Raw genomic sequence first — 10,883 nt, 5'->3', positions numbered from 1 at the left:
GGTTAAAGGGGTGTAACTTTTTCCCCAGTCACCTGTATAACGCGCAATTCCCGCTTTCACATACCCCGTGTATTCAGTAAATCCACTTCAAATTCTCGTCCGCTTGAGATTTTCAGGGTTTCGATTAATTTTAATCGTGCCATTTTGATCATTCCCGCATCATTCCAGGCGAGCGCCCCTCGGTTGAGAATTGGCCCGGAAAACCATTGATTATTCTGACGAATCGCTCCCAAGGGTAATAAATTATTGCGGTTAAAATAACCCGCATTAATCGCTGCTAAACTTCCCCAAGTATTGGTGATTTCTAAGAGAGAAGCCGTTCCTTTCATTTGAGTTTTGTCTGTCCAGATCGGTTGCAGTTTCAATCCAGAATTGGGTTTAACTTGTAACCAAAAAACTGGAAACCGATCTGAATTTAACGTGAGATATTGTTGTCGCCAATTGAGTCCCGTCGCCCAGATAATATTGCGTTCAACTAACGCATCTTTCCGAACTTCTATGCTAATGCGATCAGGGCTTTTTAGGGTGGAAACTTTCACCCCATAACCATCGGGAAGTTTTCCTTTAATTATCGTTTTATTTGAGCCAAGTTTAACGACAGGACGAGGGGGTTTGGTAACGATTTCCCCAGTTTCTCCTTCATTTTGTTGCTCTTCATCGGGTTGAATAATATTCGACTCAGGAGGCTTTTCAGGAAAACCATCCGCAATAGATTGATCGGTGTTTGCATCGACCACAACTTCCCATTCTGAACTCAGTTCATACAACTCCCAAGGTGTCGCTGGGTTCAAATCAATCACCATCCGAGAAACATCAGAAAGTTCTTCATAAATAATATTATTAACTTTTCCAATTTCTGAAAATATATTCAGTGTTTTGCCTTCAATTTCAACTTCCCAACCCACAGTTTGGGATAACTCATCAAGATTGAGATAACGATATTCTTGATCAAATTTAGTTTGAATAGGGTAAGGTTGAGTGGGAGGAGAAAACCAGTTTGTCGGCTGAATTGAAATCTCTTGATTATTTAACGGATTCATCCCCAAAACTAAGAGCATTCCTTTATCACTAATTCCCGTTAAAGTTGAAAGCCCTGAACTCCATTGACCCCAGGAGGCTTTCCAGCGTCTCCCATTAACAGACACATGAGTTCCAGTACGAACAATTCCCGGTTTTGTCGGTTCGACAATAGAGGGAGAAACCAGAGGATTAGCTTTTGTGAGAAAAACCAAAGCCTGATAGATAATCGCCGCAACTTCAGCCCGAGTAGCAGGTTTATCGGGATGAAAAATTTCAGTTTTCGGATGATTTACAACCAGTTTAGACTGAGTTGCAGCCGAGATCGCACTAACAGCATAGTCGGGAATTAGATTGGCATCCGTGTAAACTTCAGCTAAAGAAAAAGCCGTTGTTTTCGGAATATTTAAACCCGCAACCAATGACAACAAAACATGAAGGCGCGTAATATTGGCTTGGGGTCGAAAGGTGTTGTCAGGAAAGCCTGAGATAAAGCCTGCTTCGTAGGCGTTTTGAATGGCAGAAAACGCCCAAAAATCCCGAGGAACGTCTGGAAACGCCAGATAAGGCCGTTTGGGAGGACGTTCAAAGGCCGCCTGTAGCAAAGCTGCATATTCGGCACGAGTTAGGGTTTGAGAGGGGCGGAATGTCCCATCTCGAAAACCGCTCACGATACCTTGGCGTTGCAGGCGGCTAATGAAAGAACGCGCCCAATGTTGGGTAAGATCCGGGAAAGGGGGTTGAGAATTAGTCATAGCTTGTCGAATATACAGATAATATCTGAGGATCTAAACATTTGATTTTGCCGATCACAGAACTGTAGATCCGCATCAAGTAAATTTTTTTGACTTTGGGGTGGTGAACCTCTCCAACCCTTTGATTTCCCTCACTCTGAATGTGTCGCAGGATAACGACATCGAGATTCAACAGTTGAGTTGAGGAGTTAAAACTTTATGTTTATTTTGATCCCCAACCCCACAGCCTCGATCAATCAAGCTAAAATTCAAGATAATTTTCGACTTCCACCTTGTCTTCCGGAGAACTCGGAAGGTTCTGTGTAGCGTTGATCGGTTGATGATTCTCGCAGGAGAAGTCCAACTCCCAGAGGATTTCCGTGAAGCGCAAGTGAAAGCAGGGTTGAAGACCGGATGAGCATCGTTAACTCTGTGTTGTCTTTCTCGGACAAATTCACTTTGTTAGAACTGATCCGCGATCACAACTTCAAAAGCGGTAAGATGACTGAGGATTGCCAGAAGTTTATCCGTGAAAGTCGTATCAAATTATGCAACGAGCATAGACAGTTAATCCGTTTTTCTATTGACTATCGGTTTTCAGATGAAATACATCTTTCAGTATTTTCACGTAATTGTTAGCTCGACTGAAAACAAATTTGGTAAATTCTACGGATTTGTTTTTGAATTTTAAAGGTTAAGATGAATAAAGATGAACGGATGAAACTTACCAAGCCAAAAATAGTTCAACCCGCGTTTACTCGCGATCGCCAACTGAGTATTAGCTCAAAAAGATAGTCCGGTTCAGGATTGATTTTCCGGTTTTTTTAAAAAAAACTCTGAGAAAATATAAATAACAAGTTGAGATAGTTTGAGAGAGAGGGCGTGATGACTAACTTAAATGTAGATGATGATTTCTGGGCTAGTGATTCTGAATCAATCGCTCGATATATACATGATCAAGTCGGCATTATTGAAGACTATCATTGTGAAATTGACTGGAGTTTAGTGGAGACAGTTTGTCTAGCTCCGGCTGCGGTTCCACCTAAATATAAATGGTTGAGAAACTTATTGAAGATCATGGACTTGTATTTTGATTAGGGTAGACAGAACCGGAGTTTTGAAGTTGTAGGGTTTGTGTTTGAATCAATGGCGGCTGACATTGCAAAGGCTCACCATGCCAACAAAACCTGAGAAACCGGGTTTCTCAGCCGGGTGGAAGATCTCAATTAAAATTAAAGCGATAGCTAGGGGATGGCGGAGCGTAGGAGTTGAAAGCCTCTGAAATTCTGCCTATTTTCCAGAAGTGACCTTGACAGGGCAGAATGGGAAATAGTATTTAATTGCTTGGGGGAAAGGAGAAATGGTACTCAATCTGGGCAAATTTTTTAGAGCTTGCAGTCCCGCCTACAGGTTGAATATGTCAAACCCTGAAGATCGTCAGTATTATATCGACTTTTCGGCGGTGCGGGGTAGTCATGTGATCAAAGAACTTCGGCGATCAATTACGTTATCGGCGGATGAACCCACTTGTCAGCTTTTTACGGGACATATTGGCTGTGGAAAATCAACGGAATTATCTTGTTTACAATCGGAATTAGAACAACTGGGTTTTCATGTTGTTTATTTTGAGTCTTCCCAAGATTTAGACATGGCGGATGTGGATATTAGTGATATTTTACTGGCGATCGCTCATCAAGTCAGTCAAAGTCTAGAGACTTCTAAAATTCGTTTAAAACCGACTCGTTTTCACAATTTACTCCAAGGGGCGGCGAATCTATTAAACGCAGATATTACGGGCATTAAAGGCAAAGTTCCTATCGTTGGGGATGTGGGTTTGATGACGGAGGAAGATAAATTTTCTCTCTCTTTTGGCATCGGAGAAATTACGGCAAAAGCCAAAGACAGTCGAGATGTACGGGCGTTATTACGACAACATTTAGAACCGCGAGTTAGTAATATTATAGAAGCGATCAATAAAGAACTCATAGAACCTGCCCAAAAACAGCTTCGACAACAAGGAAAAGCCGGATTAGTGGTGATTATTGATAACTTAGATCGCCTGGATAATACTCCTAAACTTTCAACTCGGAGTCAACCTGAATATTTATTTGTAGATCGCGGGGAACAGCTTAATAAACTGAAGTGTCATGTGATCTATACGATTCCTTTAATTTTAACCTTTTCTAACGACAAAGAAACCTTGAGCAACCGTTTTGGTTCTCCCGCAAAACTATTACCGATGGTGCGTGTTACCGAAAAAAATGGTGAGGTGTGTCAAGAGGGGATCGAGTTATTACAACAAATGGTTTTAGCCCGAGCATTTCCTGAACTCGAAGAGGAAAAACGGGTGAGTTTTGCAACCGAAATTTTTGAGGATTTACAAACCTTAAATCGCTTATGTCAGGTGAGCGGGGGTCATGTGAGAAATTTATTAATTCTGTTATCTAATTGTATTCAAAAAGATGATCCCCCCTTTTCTCGCAGTTTAATTGAGCGAGTTATTAGTGAACGTCGCAATGAACTGAGTAAAGCGATTACACCCAATGAATGGGAACTGCTGAAACAGGTTACTCAACATAAAGCGGTGCGTGGAGAGGATGAATATCAGATTTTATTACGGAGTTTATTTGTCTTTGAATATCGCGATGATCGTCAGGGAAATTGGTTTGATATCAATCCAATTTTAGCTGATGCTAAGGAATTATATGATGACTGATTTTGTTCAACCTGAAGCAATCACGCTGCATAATCAAAGTTCTATTCGGCAACTCATCCGTGCAATTACGTTGTCTCAGGGAGAATTTTCTTTAATTTTAGCCTGTTGTAGCTATAAAATTGTCACGCAGCACATCGTTGAGGAAATTCGGAATCAATCTTCGATGGGTTTGCGAGAAATTACTTTAGAACCTACAACTCAAACGCTATTAACAACTTTAATTGAAGAACTTCAAGGAGACGAACCCGATGCAGTGATGGTTTTTGGGCTGGAATCTGTGCTTGATTTAGAGCAATTATTAATCACGGCTAAACGGAATGTTGAGGAGTTTAATAGCTTTTCTTGTCCTCTGATATTGTGGGTAACAGATGAAGTTCTCCACAAAATGATTCGTGTTGCTCCGGATTTGCATAATCGAGCCACCAGTCTGGAATTTTTGATTGAAACCGATGAGCTGATTTTATTTATTCAATCGACAGTTAATCAGGTTTTAAAAACGGTTTTATCTTCTCAAGAAAATCTCTTTTTAGAGAATAGAGTTTTTAACTTAGAAACGGGTTCATCTCGCCGGATTGAACTTCAGTCAGCACGTCAGGTTTTGAAACAGCGAGGGATTCAGTTAGAGACTGAGTTCGAGGCGGGTTTAGAGTTTTTGATGGGTCGAGTAGCTGATAATACGACTGAAAAATCTCGACAACATTATGAACAAAGTTTGGCTCTCTGGCAACAAATTGGGGATTTAGAAAAGCAGGGTCATTTGTCTTTTTATTTGGGTGCGTGGTGGCTGAATTATGGGATTCGACAACGAGTCAAATATCAGCAAGGTTGTTTGCAAGCTAAAGAATATTTTTCGCGTTCTCTCAATGCGTTTAAAGCCGCAAAAAGACTTGATTTAGTCGCTAAGTTTATTAACTTTTTAGCCGATGTTTTACATCGTTTAGGAGATTGGAAAGCGTTAGAAAACTTAATTGCAAAACAACCTAAATTTAATGCTTTATGGCTTCATCAACACTATCCAAACTTATTTAGAACGGCTCGCTGTTATGGCTTTTTAGCCGAGATTGAGTTAGCGAAATGTCAACCCAATAATGTGATTTTTTGTTGGCAAAACTCAGCGATCCTGCAACGAGCGAAACGCTTTGCTAAAAAAGCACTGGATTTATTAGATGAGGCGGAAAACACCGTAAACATATCAACGGTTGATCAGCAATCTTTATTAGCTTGGGAACGCTCCTTTCATCAAGGATGGTATTTGTTTTCTCTGGGAAAATCTCAACTGCTTTTAGGTCAAGTTAAAGATTCAATTCTTACCCTCGAAGCAGCTAAAGCCATGACTAAACCCTATTATGATCCTGAGCTTTATATCGGGATTTTATCTCAGTTACGCCAGAGTTATTTTCAACAACAAGATTATTTAGTTGCGTTTGGAATTAAACAAGAACAACGAGCTATTGAAGGTCAATATGGTTTTCGCGCGTTTGTGGGAGCGGGTCAGTTGCGTCCCAAACAACAGGTGACAAATTTAACTCGACCTCTGCACAAATCTCCTGAAATGATTGCACCCGAAATTGTCGCTTCTCCCCAACAATATGATATTGATTGTTTAATGGAACGCATTCAGCGAAATGATCACAAACTTACGATTATTCATGGACAGTCAGGAGTGGGAAAAAGTTCCTTACTCCAAGCCGGATTAATTCCAACAGTCAAACAGAATCACATTGATTCTTTTCAGGTTGTACCCATTTTACAGCGTGTTTATACCGATTGGATTAAAGAATTGGGAAAAGGTTTAACTCAAGCTCTAGAAGACACTCAATATTTTACCAATTTACCTAAATTTAATACCCTTGAAGACATCATTCATCAGTTTCAACTGAATACCAATCAAGATTTAATTACCTTATTGATTTTTGATCAATTTGAAGAATTATTTTTTGCTTTGCAGAAACCCGATGAACGTCGAATTTTTTATGACTTTTTAAAAAAATGTCTAGATATTCCTTATGTTAAAGTTATCCTGGCTTTACGAGAAGATTATTTACACTTTCTGTTAGAATGTAATGATCGTCTTGTAAATTTAGATATTGTTGGTAATAATATTCTAGATCGTCGGATTCTCTATCATGTCGGAAATTGGCAATCTGAACAAGCAAAATCTCTGATTAAAAACATTACAAAACAAACTCCATTTAGATTAGAAGAATCTTTAATTGATCGAGTCGTCCAAGATTTATCCGAGGAGTTTGGTGAGGTAAGACCCATAGAATTACAGGTCGTAGGAGCGCAACTTCAAGCCGAACAAATTACCACACTTAAACAGTATCTAAAACTCGCTGAAAATCCTAAAGCAAAACTGGTTAATCATCATCTTGAAGATGTCGTTAAAGATTGTGGAATTGAAAACAAACGAGCGGCTGAATTGGTTTTATATCTTCTCACCGAAGANGAACAAATTACCACACTTAAACAGTATCTAAAACTCGCTGAAAATCCTAAAGCAAAACTGGTTAATCATCATCTTGAAGATGTCGTTAAAGATTGTGGAATTGAAAACAAACGAGCGGCTGAATTGGTTTTATATCTTCTCACCGAAGACAATGAAAAACGTCCTCTCAAAACTCGAACCGATTTAGAACGAGAACTCAAAGTATTAGCTGAATATCCAATTATTGAACTGGAACGACTCAATTTAGTTTTAGAGATTTTTGTCAAGTCAGGATTAGTTGTTTTACTGAAGCAAGTTCCTGAACATCACTATCAACTTGTGCATGATTATTTAGTCAGCATTATTCGTCAACGAGAAGGTGCCAAGTTTATCTCTGATTTAACCAAAGAAAGAGTCAAACGCAAACAACTACAAAAATGGTTGACGATTGGTTCAGTTTTAGTCAGTGTGATCATGGTATTTCTCTCAGGAACAGCCATTTGGAAATGGAGGGAAGCCGAAGAACAAAAAACTCAAGTCGAAGAACAAAAGAGAGAAACCAATTTAGCTAAGTTAAACGCCACCTATCAACTGTTGCGTTTAGTAGAAGAAAATAAACTCGATGCTTATGTTAAAATACTGAAAGCAGGTCAACAGTTAAGAAATCAAAATAATCGTACAACATGGTCAGAAACTGAACGAGAAACCTTCCATCATTTATGGAGAGCCGCTTACTTTACATCGGAACGTAACCGCTTTCAAGATCATCAAGATAGTGTTTTAAGTGTGACTGTAAGTTCCGATGGTCTGATCGCTTCAGCCAGTTCTGATCAAACCGTAAAATTATGGGATAAAAATGGCAACCTGCGCCACACTTTAAAAGATCATCAGGGTACGGTTTGGTGTGTAACTTTTAGTCCAGATTTATCCCCGGAATATCAAATTTTAGCAACAGCAGGAAAAGATAAAACGATTAAACTTTGGCATCGAGATGGTTCTTTGATTCGCACTTTATCTGGACATCAAGATGAGGTAAAATGGGTGAGTTTCAGTCCCGATGGTCAGTTAATCGCCTCAGCCAGTCAAGACAAAACGATTAAACTCTGGAACCGCAACACGGGTGAATTATTACAAACGTTTAGCGGACATCAAGATGCAGTTTTAAGTGTGAGTTTTAGTCCAAATCGTCAATTGATTGCTTCCGTTAGCAAAGACAAAACGATTAAGCTTTGGAATCTCCAGGGTCAACTGATTGAGACTTTAAACAGTCACAATAACGCAGTTTGGACGGTTAATTTTAGCCCCGATGGAGAAATGATCGCTTCGGGAAGTGATGACTACACGATAAAATTATGGAAACGCAACGGTTCAACCTACAGGATTTTTAAAACTTTAAAACAACATCAAGCCCCGGTTAATAGCATTAGTTTTAGTCCCGATAGTCAACGCATGGCTTCCGGGAGTAGCAACGGTGAAATCAAACTCTGGGCGAGTGATGGGACGTTAATCTCTACCCTCACAGGTCACGGGGGGACTGTCAATCAGGTGAGTTTTACTCCTGATAGCAAAACCTTGGTTTCAGCCAGTAGTGACTGGACGGTGAGGTTGTGGAGTATGGACAGTATTCCGCCAAAAGTCTTTCAGCCTAACTACAAGGTGGTGGGTCGAGGGGCGAGTTTTCATCCCCAGGGCCAACTGATCGCCACACCCAGCGATAATAATACATTTAGATTGTGGAATCCCTCTCAGGGGACCCGACAGTTAACGGTTCAAGGTCATCAGGATCAGGTGACGGGGATTAGCTTCAGTCGGGATGGTACAATGATGGCTTCGGCGAGTCAGGACAAAACGGTTCGACTCTGGAAAACCGATGGTAAACCTCTGCGGACTTTCATCGGTCATCTTGAAGCGGTTAATCATGTTAGTTTCAGTCCCGAAAAATCTCCAGAAGATCAGGTGATTGCTTCAGCCAGTCAGGATCAAACCATTAAAGTTTGGCAACCAGAGGGTCAATTGCTTTACACCCGCAGACATGATGATGCGGTGACGAGTGTCAGTTTTAGTCCCAATGGTGAAATTTTAGCCTCTGCCAGTCACGATAAAACGGTGAGGTTATGGAGTCGTAAAGACGGGACTCTAATTGCTACATTGTCGGGTAATCGTAAGTTTTCTTCGGTGAGTTTTAGTCCGACAGATAATGATTTAGTCGCCGCCGCCACCGATGACGGTTCGATCAAACTTTGGCGATCTCTAGATGGAAAATGGCAAGATGTTTCTAGCTTAACTCCAATTGGGGCGCATAAAAAAGCCGTTTATCAGGTCAGTTTTAGTCCTGATGGTCAAATTCTCGCCTCGGCGAGTGAAGATGGCATGGTGAAAATTTGGGATAAAACTGGGACGCTTTTACTCACGTTGCAAGAAGGCTTGAACCGTCTTGAATGGGTGGGTTTTAGTCCTGAAGGTCAACTGGTTTCTATTGATGGGATGAACCGTGTCAGTGTTTGGAATATCGATTTTCACGACTTTTTTGAAAATTCAGAGATTGATCCATTATTGCAGCGAGGTTGTGAGCAGATTGGCGACTATATTAAATATAATCCTAAAGTAGCACCAGAAGACAAACAACTTTGTAAGCTTACCCCCGACTAAAGTCTCGGGGCATTCGCACTAATCCAATATACGCTTCTAGTACCGAACATGATAGAGGATTGCGCGTTACAGGCAGGCTTACAGACTGCCCCACAATTGAAATCATCTTCGCGCCATTGAGATCTGCATCTCCTTTCCACCCACAATGACCGCACTTAAAAGTCTTGCCGCTACGGTAAGACTTTCCTTGTTTTGGGTGTATATGCAGGCATTTGTGGCAAGTTTGACTGGTATATCGAGGAGAAACAGCTACCACTTCAACCCCAACTTTTACTCCTTTGTATTCAAGAAATTGTCGAAGTTGATAGAACGCCCAACTATTAGATCTTCTGCGTTCAGTCTTGTTTCTGGGTTGAGTATTAGCTCTGTCTCTGATGCCCGTCAAATCTTCTACAGCCACACTAGCTTCAGTCTCTATAGCGCGAGAAATGATTTGTTTACTTATGTTGTGGTTTACCCAGGTAAGATAATCGCTTCTCTCTACCAGATAGCCGTTTCAGGAGTCGTTTTGCTCCCTTTGTGCCTTTCTTTTGNTTTACTCCTTTGTATTCAAGAAATTGTCGAAGTTGATAGAACGCCCAACTATTAGATCTTCTGCGTTCAGTCTTGTTTCTAGGTTGAGTATTAGCTCTGTCTCTGATGCCCGTCAAATCTTCTACAGCCACACTAGCTTCAGTCTCTATAGCGCGAGAAATGATTTGTTTACTTATGTTGTGGTTTACCCAGGTAAGATAATCGCTTCTCTCTACCAGATAGCCGTTTCAGGAGTCGTTTTGCTCCCTTTGTGCCTTTCTTTTGAACAGAAGCCCTAACTCTAGAAAACCTATTTCTGACCTTTGTAATGTTTTCGCCGCTCCAATTAAATCCCTCGGATGTAACAGCAATATCGCGGCGACCTAAGTCCACACCAATAACATTGTCTGTATTTTTGGGAGATGGAGTTTGATCTTTAATCTGGATATGGATGTAGAGTTTACCGTCTCTATGTTTTGACAGAGTTGCTGATGTTGGCGTTTTTCCTTTCAGCTTCCCTATCTGATAGCTTCCTAAAATCAAGTGAACCCGCTCTCGCCCCTCTACTGTGGACAGACTAACGGTTTGATCTTTTTCCCTGTAGGAAAAAATCCTTGCGTCATAGTCTGCCGAAGTTGCTTTGAAAGTTTTAACTGGGCGTTTCTTTAAAGCGGCTGTTTTGCGATTAGAAGCAACCCTGGCGCAAGCCCTGACAACGAGGTTTGCTGACAATCCAAAACACTCTCTAACAGTTTTATAAACCTCAGCTTGTATCTTATTCTTGTTCTTGATTTTAGGATTGACGGTGCTATTTATATAGTTACAA

General features: G+C 40.7%; 6 protein-coding genes and 2 pseudogenes. 4 read left to right on the top strand and 4 right to left on the bottom strand.

All coding sequences use genetic code 11. The annotated features are described in order from the left end of the window. Positions 1 to 56: 56 nt before the first annotated feature. A complete protein-coding gene (locus WN50_RS28180) occupies positions 57 to 1,772 on the bottom strand; it encodes an S-layer homology domain-containing protein (RefSeq protein WP_053221614.1) in 1,716 nt (571 codons plus the stop codon). 864 nt (positions 1,773 to 2,636) lie between these two features. Here WN50_RS28180 and WN50_RS28175 point away from each other — a divergent pair. From WN50_RS28175 to WN50_RS36675, 4 genes and pseudogenes are all read left to right on the top strand, one after another. After that, positions 2,637 to 2,849: a hypothetical protein gene (locus WN50_RS28175; RefSeq protein ID WP_046279440.1), complete on the top strand. Its 213-nt coding sequence runs from the start codon at positions 2,637 to 2,639 to the stop codon at positions 2,847 to 2,849. Between the two features lie 262 nt (positions 2,850 to 3,111). After that, on the top strand, positions 3,112 to 4,467 hold the full coding sequence (locus WN50_RS28170) for a P-loop NTPase fold protein (RefSeq protein WP_046279439.1): 1,356 nt from the start codon (positions 3,112 to 3,114) through the stop codon (positions 4,465 to 4,467). Then, positions 4,442 to 6,915 (top strand): annotated as a pseudogene (locus WN50_RS37910) (nSTAND1 domain-containing NTPase); the annotation flags it as partial. The gene WN50_RS28170 and the pseudogene WN50_RS37910, both read left to right, overlap by 26 nt. A gap of 1 nt (position 6,916) precedes the next feature. Continuing rightward, positions 6,917 to 9,544, top strand: a 2,628-nt coding sequence (locus tag WN50_RS36675; RefSeq protein WP_235441160.1) for a WD40 repeat domain-containing protein, incomplete at its 5' end; no start/stop codon positions are given. Here WN50_RS36675 and WN50_RS35060 read toward each other — a convergent pair. The 3 genes and pseudogenes from WN50_RS35060 to WN50_RS28160 all read right to left on the bottom strand — a co-directional run. Next, positions 9,531 to 9,962, bottom strand: coding sequence for a zinc ribbon domain-containing protein (locus WN50_RS35060; RefSeq protein WP_342586792.1), 432 nt, complete (start codon positions 9,960 to 9,962; stop codon positions 9,531 to 9,533). The two genes, WN50_RS36675 and WN50_RS35060, sit on opposite strands and share 14 nt — an antisense overlap. A gap of 116 nt (positions 9,963 to 10,078) precedes the next feature. After that, positions 10,079 to 10,209, bottom strand: a pseudogene (locus tag WN50_RS37220) (RNA-guided endonuclease InsQ/TnpB family protein); the annotation flags it as partial. 37 nt (positions 10,210 to 10,246) lie between these two features. After that, positions 10,247 to 10,883 (bottom strand): nuclease/transposase family protein (locus tag WN50_RS28160; protein WP_483425973.1); only part of this gene is annotated, 637 nt, incomplete at its 5' end.

The sequence above is a fragment of the Limnoraphis robusta CS-951 genome (assembly GCF_000972705.2).
The sequence above is the reverse complement of the archived record's forward strand: the minus strand, read 5'-3'. Positions and strand labels throughout refer to the sequence as shown.